This is a genomic window from Amycolatopsis silviterrae, from assembly GCF_042684085.1.
Lineage (GTDB): Bacteria > Actinomycetota > Actinomycetes > Mycobacteriales > Pseudonocardiaceae > Amycolatopsis > Amycolatopsis silviterrae.
This window is the reverse complement of record NZ_JBHUKS010000035.1, coordinates 150659-168285: the sequence shown is the minus strand read 5'-3', so window position 1 is coordinate 168285 and position 17627 is coordinate 150659. Positions and strand designations below refer to the sequence as shown.

General features: G+C 70.4%; 12 protein-coding genes. 5 read left to right on the top strand and 7 right to left on the bottom strand.

Annotated elements, in window-relative coordinates:
• Nucleotides 1-26: 26 nt before the first annotated feature.
• Entirely contained in the window at nucleotides 27-1304 is a 1278-nt protein-coding gene (locus ACFSVL_RS41550; RefSeq protein WP_378312820.1) for an MFS transporter, read from the bottom strand.
• 147 nt (nucleotides 1305-1451) lie between these two features.
• Nucleotides 1452-2348, bottom strand: a complete 897-nt coding sequence (locus ACFSVL_RS41545; protein ID WP_378312818.1) for a helix-turn-helix domain-containing protein — start codon at nucleotides 2346-2348, stop codon at nucleotides 1452-1454.
• 286 nt (nucleotides 2349-2634) lie between these two features.
• On the opposite strand from ACFSVL_RS41545, the gene edd reads away from it, so the two are divergent.
• Complete coding sequence (edd, locus tag ACFSVL_RS41540) at nucleotides 2635-4575, top strand: phosphogluconate dehydratase (protein WP_378312816.1); 1941 nt, start codon at nucleotides 2635-2637, stop codon at nucleotides 4573-4575.
• Nucleotides 4572-5195 carry a bifunctional 4-hydroxy-2-oxoglutarate aldolase/2-dehydro-3-deoxy-phosphogluconate aldolase gene (eda, locus tag ACFSVL_RS41535; protein ID WP_378312814.1) on the top strand — a complete coding sequence of 208 codons (624 nt, stop codon included), beginning with the start codon at nucleotides 4572-4574 and terminating at the stop codon, nucleotides 5193-5195. Before edd ends, eda begins: the two co-directional genes overlap by 4 nt.
• A gap of 64 nt (nucleotides 5196-5259) precedes the next feature.
• Here the strand turns inward: eda and ACFSVL_RS41530 are convergent, their stop codons facing one another.
• The 4 genes from ACFSVL_RS41530 to ACFSVL_RS41515 form a co-directional block, all read right to left on the bottom strand.
• Entirely contained in the window at nucleotides 5260-5778 is a 519-nt protein-coding gene (locus tag ACFSVL_RS41530) for a regulatory protein RecX (protein ID WP_378313198.1), read from the bottom strand.
• Between the two features lie 489 nt (nucleotides 5779-6267).
• Nucleotides 6268-7311, bottom strand: a complete 1044-nt coding sequence (gene recA / locus ACFSVL_RS41525; protein ID WP_378312812.1) for a recombinase RecA — start codon at nucleotides 7309-7311, stop codon at nucleotides 6268-6270.
• Nucleotides 7312-7558: 247 nt separating this feature from the next.
• The gene (locus tag ACFSVL_RS41520) at nucleotides 7559-7753 is read right to left on the bottom strand and encodes a DUF3046 domain-containing protein (RefSeq protein WP_378312811.1); all 195 of its coding nucleotides are present in this window, start codon (nucleotides 7751-7753) and stop codon (nucleotides 7559-7561) included.
• A gap of 34 nt (nucleotides 7754-7787) precedes the next feature.
• Nucleotides 7788-9623, bottom strand: a complete 1836-nt coding sequence (locus tag ACFSVL_RS41515) for an Hsp70 family protein (protein ID WP_378312809.1) — start codon at nucleotides 9621-9623, stop codon at nucleotides 7788-7790.
• A 141-nt stretch (nucleotides 9624-9764) separates the two neighbouring features.
• Here ACFSVL_RS41515 and ACFSVL_RS41510 point away from each other — a divergent pair, with 141 nt between their 5' ends.
• The 3 genes from ACFSVL_RS41510 (at nucleotide 9765) to def (ending at nucleotide 16631) form a co-directional block, all read left to right on the top strand.
• Nucleotides 9765-10952, top strand: coding sequence for a hypothetical protein (locus ACFSVL_RS41510; RefSeq protein ID WP_378312807.1), 1188 nt, complete (start codon nucleotides 9765-9767; stop codon nucleotides 10950-10952).
• Nucleotides 10953-11286: 334 nt separating this feature from the next.
• Entirely contained in the window at nucleotides 11287-15960 is a 4674-nt protein-coding gene (locus tag ACFSVL_RS41505) for an ATP-dependent helicase (protein WP_378313196.1), read from the top strand.
• Between the two features lie 170 nt (nucleotides 15961-16130).
• Nucleotides 16131-16631 (top strand): peptide deformylase, encoded by a 501-nt coding sequence (gene def, locus ACFSVL_RS41500; protein ID WP_370939116.1) that lies wholly within the window; start codon nucleotides 16131-16133, stop codon nucleotides 16629-16631.
• Here the strand turns inward: def and ACFSVL_RS41495 are convergent.
• Entirely contained in the window at nucleotides 16564-17355 is a 792-nt protein-coding gene (locus tag ACFSVL_RS41495; protein ID WP_378312805.1) for a GNAT family N-acetyltransferase, read from the bottom strand. The genes def and ACFSVL_RS41495 overlap by 68 nt on opposite strands.
• Nucleotides 17356-17627 lie beyond the last annotated feature (272 nt).

Below are 17627 nucleotides of genomic sequence, written 5' to 3'. Positions count from 1 at the left end.
ACACTGCCCCGCCAGGGCTTCTACTGCTACCCCGAGCCGCTCCGGCCTCGGGCGAGCGTCCCGTCAGAGACTCCACTCTCGCGCTGCGCCTTTCGCACCACCGGCCCGGCGCATGCCGACGCGAACGCCATCAGTCCGGCCAGCAGGAACCATCCGCTGCCTCCCGTCCCGGTGATCAGCCCGATCACCAGCACCGGCCCGAACACCTCGCGCAGTGTCGTGCCGATGGAGAACTTCCCGAGGTACGCGCCTCGCGCCTCGGCCGGGGCCAAGCTGAACGACAGTCCCCAGATCGCCGCCGAATTCCACAGTTCGCTTGCCGTCAGCAGCAGGACACCGATCAGCAACGCGATGCTGGCCCACACCGCGGGGAAATCGTGCGCCAGCCAGAACACCGGGCACGCCGCCGCCATCGTCCACCCGGCCAGCCGCAGCAACCGGGTCGCGCCCGTGATCGTCTTGGCGCCCCGGCTCGCCCTGACCTGAAGCAGAACTATCAGGAGCGTGTTGACCGCATGGAGCCACGCGGCCATGGGTTTCGGGGCCGCTGTCTGCCCGATCACCCACAGCGGCAGGCCGACGGTCAGCACGGTGTCGCCGAGGTTCACGATTCCGCACAGCAGACCCGTGAACACATACGAAATGCTGGGCGGAGCCTTCGGAAAGTCTTTTTTCTTCCGCAGTCGCGGTGCCGGGCGAGTCCGGGGAACAAACAGGTACAAGGAATAGCCGAACAGACTCACGCCGGCGATCGCGAAAAGAAGGATCTGATACGCCGAACGCGTGTCATAGCGAACGGCGATGCTGGCGAGCATCGCACCGACGGCGATTCCTCCGTTGAGCACGCTCCGCAGGTAGGCCAAGGTGCGGACAAGATCGTCGCCGTCGACCGCGCCGCCGATCAGCGCGTTCCGGCACACCTTGCCCGCCTGTTCGCTGACCCCGAGGAGGCACACGACGGGAAGGAACATCGCGAAGGAATCGACAACCGTGCTGAGCAGCAGTGCCACCACCTGAAGACCACCCACGACCATGGTGATCTCGCGCGGACCCCACCTGTCGGCGAGCCGGCCGAACAGGATGTTCCCGCCGACCGCCAGCAAACCGGCGAGCGACAGCCCCACTCCGACCTGGCCGGTCGACAGGCCCGCGCCACGGGTGAAGAACAGCACGCTTCCGGCGGTGTAGCCGCCGAAGCCCAAGCTCGTGACCAGCGCGGCGACCGCGAGCATCCGGGCCGGCCCGGGCGGTGGGAGCAGCGAGCCCGCCAATCTCGCCTTCCGCCCGGTGCCCTGACCGCTCACCGGTGAGCCGGACCTCGTCCGGTTGACGTTAGAGCCGTTTCCCCACCCCCATTTTCGCCATGTGGAAAATTAGTCACCTAAACCAACCTTGTCAATACCGTTATACAGCGGCTGAATCGACGCTGAATTCAAGCGGCAATGCGCCACCTATTCGACTGGATCCTCGCCCTCCAGAAGCCTCGTCAGGCCGGCCTCGTCAGCCAGCCGCTCAGCTTTCACCTCCTCCTCGAACCCGGCAACCGCGGCCGACAGCTGGCGCAGCGAGTCCGCCGGCGACAACGCGCACTCGGCCAACCGCTCGATGGTTTCCGCGTACGAAGCAGCCTGGTGCCCGACGAGAAAGACGCCGACGCGCTGGTGCGGGCAGTACACGACTTCCGACGTGTCCCGCCGCCGGTACTGGCTGAACGCGCCCTCTGTCACGGCCCGGCTTGGCACGAGCCGGATCTTCACCGTCCGGGAAGTCTCCGCCAGGCCCTTGAGGTATCGCACCTGCCGCAGCATCACCTCGGCATCGCCGAAGTGGTTGCGCAGCGCCTCGGATCCGACATACACCCGCACCTCGACCGTCTCCGCGCCGAACAGGATCCGGTTGCGGTCCAAGCGATTCTCGACGATCTGTTCCAGGACGTCCTTGTCCCGCAAGCCCGGGCCGAACGCCAGCCGCACGTAGTCGGGGATCTGCAGCAGGTCCGGGATCAGCAGCGGAGCCCACACGGTCACCGACGCCGCGGCTCGTTCGTGCCCGGCCAGCGCCGCGTCCGTGCGCGGACCCCGCGTGAACCAGCTCGACCCCGCCAGTTCGCGCGCCAGCGCCATGATCCGCGCCTTTCTCTCGCCGACCACCCCGAGCGCGCCCAGCACCCCGGCCACGTCCTCCAGCGTCGGAACCCGCTGGCCCAGCTCCCAGCTCGACAGCAGCGCCGGGTCCACCCCGACCCACCGCCCCAGTTCGCACAAGCCGAAGCACGCCTCGATCCGGGCGTGGCGCAACGCCAGGCCCAGCACGCGCTCCCGCGGAGCGGGCATCTCCGAATCACGCATCAACCGTCACCTCCGGCCGGGGATCGTGCCTGTCACCAACCGCGAACACCCATTCGCTCTAGCTGACCCGCGTCATCAGTTGCAGACGAGACCGCGGCAGCTTGCACCGGGCCTCGTCCGCCGCCGGTGCGCTCCACCAGGCAACACCTCCCGCCGCCGGCACCCCGTAGGGGGTTTCTGAATCGATTTTGTTTCTAATGGGTTTTCGGGTTACCGTGTGCACCGTCACGTTCCCGCGACGCCAGCGCCGCCGTCTCGCGAACCCGTCACGAGCCGGGAGCTTGAGATGAGCAGCAGCCCGAACCCGACCGCCGCGGTGCACCGTGTTCTCGCCGACGTCACCGACCGGATCGCCGAGCGCAGTGCGGACACGCGGGCGGCGTACCTCGCCCGCAGCGCGGCCGCTTTCGAGGAGGGGCCGGTCCGCCGCGGCCTCGCCTGCAGCAACCTCGCGCACGGTTTCGCCGCCATGGACGGCGTCGACAAGCAGGCGCTTCGGCAGTTGCGCGCGCCCGGCGTCGCGATCGTGTCCTCCTACAACGACATGCTCTCCGCGCACCAGCCGATGCAGGAGTATCCGGCATGGCTGAAGAAATCGGTCCGCGCGGCCGGGGGTGTCGCGCAGTTTGCCGGCGGGGTGCCCGCGATGTGCGACGGCATCACGCAAGGCCGGCCGGGCATGGAGTTGTCGCTGTTCAGCCGCGAAGTGATCGCGATGGCGACGGCGATCGCGCTGTCCCACGACATGTTCGACGCGGCGTTGCTGCTAGGTGTGTGCGACAAGATCGTGCCGGGGCTGCTGATCGGCGCGCTGTCGTTCGGGCATCTGCCCGCGGTGCTCGTGCCCGCCGGGCCGATGAATTCCGGCTTGCCCAACAAGGAAAAAGCGCGCGTGCGGCAGCTGTACGCGGAGGGGCTCGCGACCCGGGAAGACCTGCTGGACGCGGAGGCCGCGTCGTATCACTCCGCTGGCACGTGCACGTTTTACGGCACCGCCAACTCGAACCAGATGGTGGTCGAGGTGATGGGCCTGCACCTGCCGGGCGCCAGCTTCGTGCCGCCGAACACGCCGTTGCGCCAGGCGCTCACTGAAGAGGCCGGGCGGCGCGTCGTCGAGCTGTCCCGAGGCGAGGCGTACACGCCGATTTCGCAGGTGCTGGACGAAAAAGCGTTCGTGAACGGCATCGTGGCGCTGCTGGCCACCGGCGGATCGACGAACCACACGATGCACCTGGTCGCGATCGCCGCGGCGGCCGGGATCCAGCTGAGCTGGGACGATTTCTCGGACCTGTCGGCGGTCGTGCCGCTGCTGGCGCGCGTGTACCCGAACGGCAGCGCGGACATCAACCACTTCCACGCGGCCGGCGGCATCCAGTTCCTCGTCGGCACGCTGCTCGACGCGGGGCTGCTGCACGAGGACGTCCAGACCGTCGCGGGCCCTGGCCTGCGCCGGTACACGCAGGAGCCGATCCTGTCCGACGGCGAACTGGTGTGGCGGGACGTGCCGACGCGCAGCCTCGACGAGGAGGTGCTGCGTCCGGTGTGGCGGCCGTTCGCGCCGGACGGCGGGCTGCGGATGGTGGAAGGCAACCTGGGCCGGGCCGTCACGAAGGTGTCGGCGGTCGCCCCGGAGCACCGGGTGGTGGAGGCGCCGGCGCGGGTGTTCACGTCGCAGGAGGCGTTCCGGATCGCGTTCGAGGCCGGGGAGCTGGACCGTGACGTGGTTGTGGTGCTGCGGCAGCAAGGTCCGCAGGCGAACGGCATGCCGGAACTGCACGGGCTGACCCCGGCGTTGGGGGTGTTGATGGATCGCGGCTTCCGGGTCGCGTTGCTCACCGACGGGCGGATGTCGGGTGCGTCCGGCAAGGTCCCGGCCGCGATTCAGGTGACGCCGGAGGCCGCGGTGGGCGGGCCGATCGCCCGGATCGCCGACGGCGACGTGGTCCGGTTCGACGCCCGGTCCGGGTCGCTCGACGTGCTGGTCGCCGACGAGGAACTGGCCCGGCGGGACCTCGCGGACGCCCCGCCGTCGGAGGCCGCGTGGAGCGGGACCGGACGGGAGCTGTTCGGGGCGCTGCGCCGCGCGGTCGGCCCGGCTGACCAGGGCGCGAGCGTGTTCGGGGCGCTCACGCCGGAGCTGGACCTCGCCCGGGGCGTTCCGCCATTCGGAAGCGGGACAATGGACGGGTCCCCGTACGCTCTCCAGACCCAGGAGGTCGGTCAGTGACCACCGGCTCGGACCTGCTCGCCCTGTCCCCCGTGATGCCCGTCGTGGTGATCGACGACGCCGACGACGCGGTCCCGACGGCCCGCGCCCTGCACGCCGGCGGGATCGGGGTGATCGAGCTGACGCTGCGCACGCCGGTCGCGCTGACCGCGATCGAGCGGGTCGCCGCGGAGGTGCCGGACATCGTCGTGGGCGCCGGCACGGTGACGTCGCCGGAGCAGGCGAAGCAGGCCGCCGACGCGGGCGCGAAGTTTCTGGTGACGCCGGGCAGCACGGACGCGGTGCTGGACGCCGCGTTCGCCACCGGGCTGCCGTTCCTGCCGGGCGCGAGCACCGTGTCGGAGGCGATGCGGCTGGCCGAGCGCGGGTTGAGCGCGCTGAAGTTTTTCCCGGCGGAAGCGAGCGGGGGCGCGGCGTTCCTGAAGTCGATCGCCGGGCCGCTGCCGCAGCTGCGGTTCTGCCCGACGGGCGGGATCACGCTGTCGTCGGCGCGGGAGTATCTGGCGCTGCCGAACGTCGGCTGCATCGGCGGGTCGTGGCTGACGCCGTCGAAGCTGGTGGCGGCCAAGGACTTCGCCGCGATCGAGAAGCTGGCTGCCGAAGCCGCCGCACTGCGCTGAGCCGTTCCGGAAACCCGTCGCCTTCGTGCCGGAGGCGGCGGGTTTCTTGGCGTAGCAGGGCCGGTCAGTCGACCGTGGCGTCGTCCAGCAGGCTGGATTCCGCGCCGAATTCGCGCAACTCGTCGCGGATCACCGTGTACGCCAGTCCTTGCGGATAGCCCTTGCGCGCGAGGAACCCCAGCAGCCGCCGGATCGCGGTCTGCTCGTCAACGTTCCCGAGCGACCTGAGCCGTTTGCGCACCAGCTCGCGGGCGCGTTGTTCCTCGGCGTCCCGGTCGACTTCCTCCGCCGCTTGCGCCGCGATCTCGTCGTCGACGCCCTTGCGCCGCAACTCCGCGACCAGCGCCGTCCGCGACAGTCCTTGGTTGGCGTGCCGGTCGCGAACCCAGGCTTCGGCGAACTCGGCGTCGTTGACGAGGCCGGCGCGGTCGAGTTTGCCGAGCAGGGTTTCCGCGGTCTCGCTGTCGAAACCCTTGCGCTGCAACGTCTGCCGCAGTTCCTCGACTGCCCGCGGCCGGGCGGCGAGGAGGTCGAAGCAGATCTCCTTGGCCTTCTTGGCCCGTTCCTCCGGAGGCAGCTCCATCGGATCGACCTTCGGTGCCCTGGCCACGACCACACTCCCGTTCCCGGTGCCGTCCTCGGACGACGGCACCTCCGTTTCGACGCCGATTTCCACCGGCACCGGCCATCGCTGGCTCAGCACCGGCGCGAAGTCCCGCCGGCCGAACCACGTCCGGCGAAACTCACCCGGCTCGGACCTACCGGCCCGGACCTACCGGCTCAGGCCAGCCGGCCCGCACCGGCAATCCCGGTACCGGCCAACCCGGTACCGACCGACCCGCTCACCGCTTCGCGCCGGTCAAGCACACCGCACCGGTCGGGCACACCGCACCCAGCCGAAGACACAATCCTCGCCGGGCACAGAAGCCCCAGGAGACCACCGCCTCCGAAACACCGCCGCACCCGAAGATCCTGTCACGGCGAAACCGCGGGGGCCTCCGGCTTCAGCGGCGGCCCGGCACCAGGCCCGAGCACCGGGGAGGGAACCCGCCGATCCCCTCCCCTCCCCGGATCAGAAGTCGACCGGCGCGGGCACCGTCTCGGCCTCGGCGTCGACCTGCGGGCCGATGTTGAGCTTCTCCTTGATGCGCTTCTCGATCTCGTTGGCGATGTCCGGGTTGTCGCGCAGGAACTTCCGCGCGTTCTCCTTGCCCTGGCCGAGCTGGTCGCCCTCGTACGTGTACCAGGCACCCGACTTGCGCAGAATGCCCTGGTCGACGCCCATGTCGATGAGCGAGCCCTCGCGGGAGACGCCCACGCCGTAGAGGATGTCGAACTCGGCCTGCTTGAAGGGCGGGGCCATCTTGTTCTTGACGACCTTGACGCGGGTGCGGTTGCCGACCGGCTCCCCGCCGTCCTTGAGCGTTTCGATGCGGCGCACGTCGAGCCGGACCGAGGCGTAGAACTTGAGCGCCTTGCCGCCGGTCGTGGTCTCCGGCGAGCCGAACATGACGCCGATCTTCTCGCGCAGCTGGTTGATGAAGATCGCCGTGGTGCCGGAGTTGTTCATCGCACCGGTCATCTTGCGCAGCGCCTGGCTCATCAGGCGGGCCTGGAGGCCGACGTGCGAGTCGCCCATCTCGCCCTCGATCTCGGCGCGCGGCACGAGCGCGGCCACGGAGTCGATGACCAGGATGTCGAGCGCGCCGGAGCGGATCAGCATGTCCGCGATCTCCAGCGCCTGCTCGCCGGTGTCCGGCTGGGACACGAGCAGCGCGTCGGTGTCGACGCCGAGCTTCCGGGCGTACTCCGGGTCCAGCGCGTGCTCCGCGTCGATGAACGCCGCGATGCCGCCGTTGCGCTGCGCGTTCGCCACCGCGTGCAGGGCGACCGTGGTCTTGCCGGAGGACTCCGGGCCGTACACCTCGATGACGCGGCCGCGGGGCAGGCCGCCGATGCCGAGCGCGACGTCGAGGGCGATCGCGCCGGTGGGGATCACGGAGACGGGCGGGCGGTTGTCCTCGCCGAGGCGCATCACCGAGCCCTTGCCGTACTGCTTGTCGATCTGCGCAAGGGCGAGCTCGAGCGCCTTGTCCTTGTCGGGTGCTGCTGGCATGGAAGTCCACCTCGCTGGTTGGGGCCTGTGTGTTCGGTTGTCCAGATCAAGCTTGTCCGGGGTCCAAGCTCTGTCCGGTCCGACGCTACGGGGAGGGACCGACAATTCCAGGCGCGGCGACTGATCTGTGGATCGCTGGCCCCGTTGTGCACAACACCATAGACGAACAGGTGTTCGAGGTTTACGGCGACACGCCCATCCGGCGAGGTTTTCGCCCGCACTCGCGCCCGGCGCTGGAACCCGCAGGTCAGCGCCGCTCCGGCGGCACCTCGAACTCGACGCACACCGCTCGCCAGATCTCTTTGGCCGGCGTTCCCGAGCCGAGCGCCTCTTCGACCGTGCGCCCGCCGAGCCCGCTGAACACGTGGTCCTTGGCGAGCATCTCGGCGCGTCCGGACCCGAACTCCTCGGCCATCAGCCGTCGGAACACCGTGATACGCATCGGGCGAATGCTAGCTTTCCCGCTCCGGCGGGGATCACTCCCCCGGCTGGACGTTCTGCTCGAAGTAGTCGGCCAGCGCACCCGGCGTGGCCGCCTGGCCGCCTGAATTCACCTGGTAGAGGAACCCGACGAGGGGCCGGTCCTTCACGGTGAACACGAGAACCGCCGACGACTGCCCGGCTGCCGCCGAGTAGTGCCCTTCGAGGGCGTTGCCCTTCCAGTCCGCTTCGGTGCGGTCGCCGCCCGCGGAGGAGAGCAGTCCGTCGGTGTACTGCTTCAGCTCCGCTGCCGACTGTCCCTGCACGTACGTCACCTGAGTGCCCGCACGTCCCGGCGCGGCGCACGTCGACGCGGCCCCGAGGCTCTTCGCCGGTGCGGCCGGGCCGTTGCCCGTGCCGGGCGCACAGCCGCCGTTGTCAGCGACCTTGCCGGCCAGCTGACGCATGCAGCCGGTCAGGCCGGACGAGTCGGCTTGCCCCGGCGTACGGCAGTCGTCAGCGCTGTACGTCTGCACCGACGAACCCTGTGTGGTCAGGAACACGGTCAGCCCCGCCGCGAGCACGACCACCACGGCCGCCGCGATGCCGATCAACAGCTTGGTGCGGCTCTTCTTCTCCGGCGCAGCAGGCGTGTACGTCGGGAAGTTCGACGGTGCCGGCGAAGGCTGGAACGGCGGCATCTGCTGCGGTTGCGGCTGCGGCTGCGCGTACGGCGGGTAGTTGCCCTGTGGCGCGGCAGGCGGTGCGTACGGCGCGCCTGAAGCCACCTGGCCCTCGACGTTCTGCGTACGCATCGACAGTCCGTCTTTAGCAACGTGCTGCGCACCCAGCGCGACGGCCGTCTCAGGCTGGTCGAGACTCGTGGGCACAACGCCAAGCTTCTCCGCGATCATCGACCCGACCAGCGGCAAGCGGCTCGAACCTCCGACGAGGTAGATGCCGGCGAGACGGTCCGAAGTGAGCCCAGCCGCACGCAGCGTCCGCGACAGCAGTTCCACACTGCGCAGCATCGCCGGACGCACCAAGCCTTCAAGCTCTCCGCGCGTGACGAGCACGTCCTTGAACGGCTCCGGCATCGGCACCTCTGTCTGCGGATGCCGAGAAAGTGCCTCCTTCGCGGCCTTCACGTCTTCTTGCAGCGCGCGTCGCGTACGCCGGTCCGCAGTGGACTCGGGACGAAGCAGCCTCTGCCAACGCTGTGGGTCCGAGTGCGACACCTCACGTCCAACGTGGACCATCAGCGCCTGGTCGACGTCGAGGCCGCCGAGGTCAGGCAGTCCGTCTTCGGCGAGCACTGTGTAGCCGTTCTGGTTCGCGCCGACGACTGCGACGTCGAACGTGCCCGCGCCGAGGTCGTACACCGCGAGAGCCTGCCCTGGAGCCAGCGCGCGCTCAGGGAACGAAGCGAAGTGCGCCGCGGCGGCGACTGGCTCCGGCACGAGGACGATGTTTCCGCGAAAGCCGGCGAGCCGCGCCGCGCTCAGCAATACGTTGCGGCGCACCGGACCCCACTGCGCGGGGTGGGTGAGCCGAACCTCGTCCGGCTGCTCGCCGCCGAGCTGGCGGGTGGTCTCGTCGAGCACCCGGCGAAGGATCGCGGCGAGCGCTTCGTTGACCGGCACGACATCCGTGCCGAGGAGCAGCGTCTGCTCGTCGATGCGCCGTTTAGGGTTGGGCTCGAACCGCGTCGGGTCGAGACGCGCACGACGTTCGGCGTCCCTGCCGACCATGAGCGTGCCGTCTTCGCCGGCGAAGACCGCGGAGGGCATGTTGGCCGACCCGTCGACCTCTACGACGCGAGGCGGCCTGCCGTGCGCGGAAAGGACGGCAACGGTGTTGGACGTCCCGAGGTCCACCGACAGGATCCGCACAGTAATTTCCCCTCGACTCAAGCAGTGCTGGCGGAGATGCTGCCACGTGCCCGGTCACCGTGCGTGCGGACCCGCGAAACTCGCGACGCGCGCAACCCCGGGAAGCGACGGAACGTCTCGTCTTCCGAGGACGGGGAGGTAATGACAGAGCTAGTGGACAAGACCCGCCGAGAACAGCCTGAACAGACAGCCGCCGCCAGTCCGGTAGGCAGATGGAGCCGTTCCGGTTACGTACGCGCGGCAGTCCTGTACCTCGTGGTGCGGCTGGTCGGCCTCGCCGCGCTCGCCGCCATGGCCGCGCCCAGGGACCTGCCGCTCGGCGAACGGCTGCAGTCCTGGGACGGCTGGTGGTACCTGCAGATCGCGGAGCACAGCTACGCCGGCGTGAGCAATCCGCTCGACGCCGCCGGGCTGCCGTATCCCGACGCGGCGTACGGCTACTTCCCGCTGTATCCGGCCCTGACCGGCATGCTCGCGAAGCTGCCCGGGGTGTCCTACTTCGGGGCAGGCATCCTGCTGTCGACGCTCGCCGGAATCGCGGCGGCGACGGCGATGTACCGGATCGGCCGGCACGTCCACAGTCAGCGAGCGGGGTTGCTGCTCGCGGCGTTGTGGGGTGCCGCGCCGATGGCGATCGCCGAGAGCATGGTGATGACCGAGGCGCTCTTCACCGCGCTCGCCGCGTGGGCGCTGGTCGGCGTGCTCGAACGCAAGTGGTACCTCGCCGCTTCCGCGACGCTCTTCGCCGGGCTCACCCGGTCAACTGCGTGCGTACTGGTCGCTGTCGTGGTGATCGCCGCGGCTGTCGACGTGTGGCGGAACAGACAGCGGTGGAACGCGCTGGTGTGCGTCTTCGTCGCGCCGCTCGGGTTGCTCGGGTACTGGATGTTCGTCGCGGTGCAGACCGGCAGCTTGACCGGCTGGCAGGACGTGGAGCTTCGCGGCTGGAACACGCGTTTCGACGGCGGGGCCGAAGCCTGGAAGTGGATCACGCAGACGCTCTTCACCTCGGGCAACGCGTGGGAAACGCTCGTGGTGCTCGTAACGGTCGCCGCGATCGCGCTCGCGGTCGTCTCCGTGACCGGCCGCCGGATTCCGTGGCCGCTGGCCGCGTACGCGGTGGGGGTCGTCGTGCTGGTCCTCTGCAGTGCCGGGCTGCCCGCTCTGAAGTCGAGGTTCCTCCTTCCCGACTTCGCGCTCCTGCTGCCCGTCGCGATGGGGCTGGCCGGGCGCAAGAAGTCCACGATGATCGCCGCGACGACCGTGTTCGTGCTGATCGGGGCCTGGTATTCGGCCTATTCGCTGACCGTGTGGAAGTACGCGATCTAAGCCGGTCCGTCACCCCAACGCCAGAGACCTAAGGCGGCGCTGCGGCTGCGCTTGAGGTGCGTCTGCCCAGATCAAGCGGCAGTCAGCACTGACGTTGCGGTCAGCGGTCCGGTCCGGGCGGCAGGAGCGGGTTTGCGGTCCGTGAGGGGAACCCTGGGGGAATCTGATTCCCCCAGGGTTCCCCTCACGGACGCGAAGATACTGCCAGGCGAGCATAAAGCGGGGCCAGCGGGCCAGGAGCGACGCAGTTCAACTCCCTCCGTCACCCACACGAGGGGATCCGGCCCGGGGCGCCCTGTCCCGGCCCCGGAAATTGTCGGGGGTGCCGCGCATGATGGATCCCGTGGCAAACAACGTCCTCGACCTCTTCTCCCCGGCGACCAGCACCTGGTTCGCCGGAGCCTTCGCCGCCCCGACGGCCGCGCAGGAAGGGGCCTGGCGGGCCGCACACGCCGGGCAGCACGCCCTGGTCGTGGCGCCCACCGGGTCCGGCAAGACACTGTCCGCGTTCCTGTGGGCACTGGACCGGCTGTCGGCGGAACCGCCGCCGGCGAACCCGCGCGAGCGGTGCCGGATCCTCTACGTCTCGCCGCTGAAGGCGCTGGCGGTCGACGTGCAGCGCAACCTGCGCGCGCCGCTGGCGGGCATCTCCCAGGCCGCGCACCGGCTCGGCCTGCCCGCGCCGGAGATCGAGGTCGGCATGCGCACCGGCGACACCACGGCGGCCGAGCGCCGGTCGTTCGGGAAGACCCCGCCGGACGTGCTGGTCACCACGCCGGAGTCGCTGTTCCTCATCCTCACGTCGTCGGCGCGGGAGTCGCTGAAGGGCGTCGAGACGGTCATCGTCGACGAGGTGCACGCCGTCGCGGGCGGCAAACGCGGCGCGCACCTGGCGTTGTCGCTGGAACGGCTCGACGCGCTGCTGCCCAAACCGGCCCAGCGCATCGGATTGTCGGCCACGGTGCGCCCGATCGACGAGGTGAGCGCGTTCCTCGCCGGCGGCCGCCCGGTCACCGTCGTGCAGCCCAAGCTCGCGAAGACGATCCGGGTGCGGGTGGAGGTGCCGGTCGAGGACATGGCGAACCTCGACGGCCCGGCTCCGTCGCCGATGGAGCGGCTCGACGACCTCACGTCGTTGTCGCAGCTGCCGTCCGAAGGCGGGATCGGCACCCAGGAGGAGGTCTCGGGCGCGGCGGTGCAGCGGCCGTCGATCTGGCCCGCGGTCGAGGAACGGGTGCTGGAGCTGATCCGCGCGCACCGCTCCACCATCGTGTTCGGCAACTCGCGGCGGCTCACCGAACGGCTCACCGCGCGGCTCAACGAACTGGCGTCCGAGCAGGCCGGCCTGGCTCAGGGAAGCTTGGCTCAGGGCGACGCGTTCCCGGCCGAGGCGGTCGGGCAGTCCGGCGTCACGTCCGGGGCGGATCCGGTGATCGCGCGGGCGCACCACGGCTCGATGTCCCGCGAGCAGCGCACCCATGTCGAGGAAGAACTGAAGTCCGGGCGGCTGCCGTGCGTGGTGGCCACGTCGTCGCTCGAACTCGGCATCGACATGGGCGCGGTGGATCTGGTCGTGCAGATCGAGGCGCCGCCCACCGTGGCGTCCGGGCTGCAGCGCGTCGGCCGGGCCGGGCACCAGGTCGGCGCGGTGTCGTCCGGCGTGATGTTCCCGAAGTTCCGCGGCGACCTGGTGTCGTGCGCGGTGGTCGCGGAACGGATGGCGACCGGGGCGATCGAGGCGGTGCGGTACCCGCGCAACCCGCTCGACGTGCTGGCCCAGCACATCGTGGCGATGGTGGCGCTCGAACCGTGGACGGTGCCGGAGCTGGCGACGCTGGTCCGGCGGGCGGCGCCGTTCAGCTCGCTGCCGGACGACGCGCTGCACGCGGTGCTCGACATGCTCGCCGGCCGCTACCCGAGCGAGGAGTTCGGCGAGCTGCGGGCGCGGATCACGTGGGACCGGGTCGGCGGCGAGCTGAACGGACGGCCGGGTTCGCAGCGGCTGGCCGTCACGTCCGGCGGCACGATCCCCGACCGCGGGCTGTTCACCGTGATGACGCCGGGCGACGAGGGCAAACCCGGCTCGCGCGTGGGCGAGTTCGACGAGGAGATGGTGTACGAGTCGCGGGTCGGCGACACGATCCTGCTCGGCACCTCGTCGTGGCGGATCACCGACATCACCCATGACCGGGTGATCGTCGTGCCCGCCCCCGGCCAGCCCGCCCGGATGCCGTTCTGGAAGGGCGACGCCGCGGGACGGCCGCTGGAACTGGGGCGGGCGCTCGGCGCGTTCGTCCGTGAACTGTCCACTTCGGACACTCCGGCGGCTCGGGACCGGGCCGCCGCGGCCGGTCTCGACCAGCGCGCCTGCGACAATTTGCTGGCGTATCTGGAAGAACAGAAGTCGGCGACCCGGCACGTGCCCAACGACCGCGTCATCCTGCTCGAACGCTACCGGGACGAGCTGGGCGACTGGCGGATCGTGCTGCATTCGCCGTTCGGCGCGCAGGTGAACGCTCCGTGGGCGCTCGCGATCGCCGCGCGGCTGCGGGAAAACCGCGGTGTCGACGCCCAGGTGGCGCACTCCGACGACGGCATCGTGCTGCGGCTGCCCGACGCACTCGACGCCGAAGGCGGCGAAGTCACCATCGGCGCCGACGACGTCCTGCTGGACCCGGAGGAGGTCGAGCAGCTGATCGTGGCGGAGGTCGGCGGCTCGGCGGTCTTCGCGGCGCGGTTCCGGGAGTGCGCGGCCCGCTCGCTGTTGCTGCCGCGCCGTGATCCGCGGCGGCGCACCCCGCTGTGGCAGCAACGGCAACGGGCATCGCAGCTGTTGTCGGTGGCGGCGAAGTACGAGCGGTTCCCGGTCGTGCTGGAGGCCATGCGCGAGGTCCTCCAGGACGTTTACGACGTCGGCGGCCTTCGGGAGCTGATGTCGGACGTCCGGGCGCGCAAGGTGCGGCTGGTCGAGGTGGAGACGCCGGCCGCGTCGCCGTTCGCCCGGAGCCTGTTGTTCGGGTACGTCGGGATGTTCCTGTACGAGACGGACGCCCCGCTGGCCGAACGGCGGGCAGCGGCGCTGTCGCTGGATTCCGCGCTGCTGGCCGAATTGCTGGGCACGGAAGCGATTCGCGAACTGCTCGACCCCGAGGCGGTGGCCGAGGTCGAACGGTCGCTGCAGCGGCTCGATCCGGATCGGCACGCCCGGTCGGCGGAGGACGCCGCCGATCTGCTGCGGTTCCTCGGCGACCTCTCGGTGGCAGAGGCCGCCGAGCGCGGGATCCAGCCGGAATGGCTGGCAGAACTCGCCTCGGCACGGCGTGCGATCCAGGTGCGCATCGGCGGCGAGGAGCGGTATCTGGCCATCGAGGACGCCGGAAGGGTGCGGGACGCGCTGGGCGTCGCGCTTCCGGTCGGCGTGCCCGAGGCGTTCACCGAGCCGGTCGCGGATCCGCTGGGCGACCTGCTCGGCCGCTACGCGCGGACCCGCGGTCCGTTCTCCGCGACGGCCGCGGCGGACCGGTTCGGGCTGGGCACGGCCGTCGTCACCGGTGTGCTCGACCGGCTCACCGGCGAAGGCAGGCTCGTGCGCGGCGAGCTGAGTCCGGTCGGGCATCCGGAAACCCATGGCGTGGGCGTCGAATACTGCGACGCGGCCGTGTTGCGGCGGTTGCGGCGCGCGTCGCTCGCTCGGCTGCGGGCCGAGGTCGAGCCCGTGGAACCGGCGGCGCTGGGCCGGTTCCTGCCCGCGTGGCACGGAATCGGCGCGCGCCTGCGGTCCGCGCCGACCGCCGACGACGTGCTGTCGGTGGTCGAACAGCTGGCCGGTGCGCCGTTGCCGGCGAGCGCGGTGGAATCGCTCATCCTGCCGAGCCGGTTGCCGGGCTACTCCCCCGCGCTGCTCGACGAGCTCACTGCCGCGGGCGAGGTCACCTGGGCGGGCTGCGGCGCGCTCTCCGGCGGGGACGGCTGGCTGGCGCTGGCTCCGTCGGACGTCGCGGATCTGCTGCTGCCCGAGGTCGAGGAGAATCCGCCGTCCAGCCCGCTGCACGACGCGATCGTCACGACGCTGGAAGGAGGAGCGTTGTTCTTCCGGCAGCTCGTCGACCGCATCACGCCGGGCCTGGAGCAACCGCCGGACGACGGTGCCGTAGTAGCCGCGCTGTGGGATCTGGTGTGGGCCGGGCTGGTCACCGGCGACACGCTCGCGCCGCTGCGCGCACAGGTCGCGGGCCACGGCGCGCACAAACCGCGGCGGCAAGCACCACGCGGCCGGTACGCCCGCATGCGCGCCGGACGTCCGGCAATGCCCTCCCGCACCGGGCCGCCGACCGCAGCCGGCCGCTGGGCGCTCACCCCGCCCCGCGAAGCCGAGCCGACTCGCCGCGCCCATGCCCGCACCGAGGCGTTCCTCGAACGGCACGGCGTTCTCACCCGAGGCGCACTCGACACCGAACGGGTCACCGGCGGATTTTCCGGGATCTACAAGGTATTGCGCGGGATGGAAGACACCGGACAGGTCATCCGCGGCTACGTCGTCGAAGGTCTCGGTGCCGCACAGTTCGCCGCGAAGGGCGCCGTTGACAGGCTGCGAGCGCTCTCCAGCACCGCACCCTCCGCCGCAGGCCGAAACGACAACGCCCGCGCCGTAGTCCTCGCCGCCGCGGACCCGGCACAGCCGTACGGCGCGGCGCTGTCCTGGCCTGCCGCCACCGGCGACACGAAACACCGTCCGGCGCGCAAGGCCGGAGCGCTGGCGGTGCTGGTCGACGGAGTCCCGGCTCTGTACGTCGAACGCGGCGGCCGCTCGTTGCTGAGCTTCACCGAGGAACGCGGCTCGCTGCAAGCCGCCGCGGCCGCGCTGTCGACCGCGGTCCAGGAAGGCTGGCTGGGTCAGCTGGCCGTCCAACGTGCGGACGGCGAACACGCCCTCACGTCGGAACTGGCCGAGATCCTGCAGGAAGCCGGCTTCCGCGCGACTCCGAAGGGACTCCGTTTGAGAGCTTGATCCTGCACGGTTTCGCCCCGGGAACAGCAGCCTCGGCCGGTCCGATGGTGCCGCCGATCCGTCGGCTCCGTCGGGCGGCGAGCGGGCGTGATCGGTGGACCCGCATCGGGGAAGCAGGTGGTGTCACTAGACTTCGCGTGGCCCCTCGGTGGATATAAGGACGTTCGATCATGGCGATGCGCGAGTTGCGCTACTTCGGTGACCCGGTGCTCAAGTCCGTGTGCGACCCGGTGACCACGTTCGACAGCAAGATCGAGGCGCTGGTGAAGGACCTCCTCGACAGCGTGCAGCCGGAGGGCCGGGCCGGGCTCGCGGCACCGCAGATCGGGGTCGGGCTGCGGGTGTTCAGCTACGACGTCGGCGGGCTGACCGGGTACGTGATCAACCCGGAGATCGCCCACCTCTCCGAGGAGACGCACGAAATCGGCGAGGGCTGCCTGTCCGTGCCGGAGCTGTGGTTCCCGACAGTCCGCGCGAAGCACGCCGTGGTGCGCGGCGTCGACCTGCGCAACGAGCCGATCGAGGTCGAGGGCGTCGATGTGCTGGCCCAGTGCCTCCAGCACGAAACCGACCACCTCGACGGAAAGCTGTACCTCGACCGGCTCACTCCCGAGCGGAAGAAGCAGGCGCTGCGCGAGGCGCGGGGCAAAGACTGGTTCTGGAACCGCTGACCGCGTTCCACGGCATCCGGGCAGCAGCTCCGGCGAAGAGGCGAAGCACCGTGCCGTCGTCCGGACTGGACTCGACATACAGCCCGGCGCGGGCCGCAGTGCGGGTCATGGCGTCATTGCCCGGAAGACGGACCGCGGTCAGTTCCGTGATCCCGTCGACTCCGGCGAGGGCGACCAGCCGAGCGAGCAGCGCCGTGCCGATTCCCTGTCGCTGCCAGGCATCCTCGACGAGGAGCGATACCTCGGCGGTGCCGTCGCGCTGCGGAATCAGCTGCCCGAACCCGATCACGTCCCGGCCGCACACCGCGAGCACGCTGGATCCGCGCGGCGGCATGAGCAACCGGTGCAGCCATTTCCGGGGAACCGTGCGCAGGCCAGTGTGGTAGCGATTGAACAAAGTCTTCGCTGAACAGCGAAGATGCACCGCGCCGACCGCATCGACGTCCCGCGGAGTGCCAAGCCGCAGCACAACCGCGGCCCCGTCCGGACGGTCGAGCACCACCGGACCGGCCAGATTCTGCCGCGCCACGGCGAGCAACTCTAGAAACGCCGCGGCCTGAGCGAGTTCGGCTTCGGCGAACGGCACCCACCGCCGCCGGGCGACGAAAGCCTGCCCGTCGCCAGCCGGGAAAACCGCTCGGTGCCCGCCTTCGCCACGCCCCGGATTGGCCTCGCTCGCCGGGACGAGCGTGACGAGGTCGGCGGACAGCACGAGCCGCAACATCGGCGCACGGCGACCGGGGTCAATGACCGCCTGCTGAGCGGCGGTGAGCGCGGTTATGGCTGGGTCGCGAAGCCCGCTGGCGCTGGTTTCGGCAGTCGCCTCTCGATCTGCGGGAAAGAAGGTTTCCGCAGATGTGCGCAGTTCCCGCCGGAATTCCTCGGCGTGCGTATCTTCCGCAGCGGTCGACGGAGCATCGGATTCTTGAACGGCGGCTCCGGAAGCTGTCTCCCGGCCAGCGGCTAACGCATCCGCCGCCGGGGCAAGGAGTTCTC

Excerpts from the sequence above, each read along its gene's own strand:
- ACFSVL_RS41510 (WP_378312807.1), top strand. The coding sequence starts at position 9,765 with ATGACAGAGCTAGTGGACAAGACCCGCCGAGAACAGCCTGAACAGACA.
- edd (WP_378312816.1), top strand. The coding sequence starts at position 2,635 with ATGAGCAGCAGCCCGAACCCGACCGCCGCGGTGCACCGTGTTCTCGCC.
- ACFSVL_RS41520 (WP_378312811.1), bottom strand. The coding sequence starts at position 7,753 with ATGCGTATCACGGTGTTCCGACGGCTGATGGCCGAGGAGTTCGGGTCC.
- ACFSVL_RS41505 (WP_378313196.1), top strand. The coding sequence starts at position 11,287 with ATGGATCCCGTGGCAAACAACGTCCTCGACCTCTTCTCCCCGGCGACC.
- recA (WP_378312812.1), bottom strand. The coding sequence starts at position 7,311 with ATGCCAGCAGCACCCGACAAGGACAAGGCGCTCGAGCTCGCCCTTGCG.
- def (WP_370939116.1), top strand. The coding sequence starts at position 16,131 with ATGGCGATGCGCGAGTTGCGCTACTTCGGTGACCCGGTGCTCAAGTCC.
- ACFSVL_RS41530 (WP_378313198.1), bottom strand. The coding sequence starts at position 5,778 with ATGGAGCTGCCTCCGGAGGAACGGGCCAAGAAGGCCAAGGAGATCTGC.
- ACFSVL_RS41545 (WP_378312818.1), bottom strand. The coding sequence starts at position 2,348 with ATGCGTGATTCGGAGATGCCCGCTCCGCGGGAGCGCGTGCTGGGCCTG.
- ACFSVL_RS41495 (WP_378312805.1), bottom strand. The coding sequence starts at position 17,355 with ATGTTGCGGCTCGTGCTGTCCGCCGACCTCGTCACGCTCGTCCCGGCG.